Annotated in this window: 1 protein-coding gene; it reads left to right on the top strand. The window is 45.2% G+C overall.

Features of this window, described 5'->3' with window-relative positions; genetic code table 11:
- A partial coding sequence (locus HMPREF2728_RS11025; protein WP_186822192.1) for an accessory Sec-dependent serine-rich glycoprotein adhesin occupies positions 1–911 on the top strand: 911 nt, incomplete at both ends.

Genomic DNA, 911 nt, shown 5'->3' on the forward strand with positions numbered 1-911 from the left:
AGAGAAACAGACCGAGTAACGAGGTATAAATTGATCAAGTCAGGGAAACACTGGCTTCGAGCATCTACCTCTCTTTTTGGTTTGTTCAAGGTTCTTCGTGGTGGTATTGATACAGCTCAAGTTACAACAGAAGTTGTTGAAGATCGTGTTTCAACATCCCTAACTGGGCTTGATATCCTCAAGGGGATAGCTGCTGCGGGAACTGTCATAGGTGGAGGGATTGCAACCCAATCTCATGTCTATGCTAATGAACAGACTGCTGTTGAAAAAGTAGTTGAAGGTAAGGAAGTTCTTGCTAATGCAGATCAAGCTACCTTGGGAACAGTTGGGCAAGATGATCAAGAAAGACCAACTTCAGATACGACCTCTCAGTCATTAAGTGAGAGTGAGTCAGTCTCAGCGAGTGAATCTGCATCCGTATCAGCAAGCACAAGTGCGTCTGAGTCAGCTTCAACCAGTGCGTCTGTATCAGCAAGCACTTCAGCTTCAGAGTCGGCAAGTACCTCTGCATCTGAGTCAGCATCAACGAGCGCTTCGGCCTCAGCGAGTACAAGTACATCGGCTTCAACAAGTATCTCTGCTTCATCTACTGTGGTAGGATCACAAACAGCTGCGAAAGAAACTGTAACCGATACAAGCACGCCAACTGATAGAACAGGTGAATCATCAGAAACAGCATCGACAACTTTAGAGGGCAAGGTAACCTTTGCTAACCAAATATCTAAAGTAGAGAAAGTTGCAGATTCAACTACCAACTTATCGGCTTCTGCAACGGATCTTGTAGCCACAACTGCAGCTACAGAAGCAACCGCTAAGAAGGTCGAAGAAGATCGTAAGAAACTAGCTAAACTTTCAGCTGAGATGGGTGAGTATCTTGCTAAAGCTGCTGGTTTGCCAAATACCGATTCAGC

It is taken from the genome of Streptococcus sp. HMSC061D10 (assembly GCF_001808865.1).
Lineage (GTDB): Bacteria > Bacillota > Bacilli > Lactobacillales > Streptococcaceae > Streptococcus.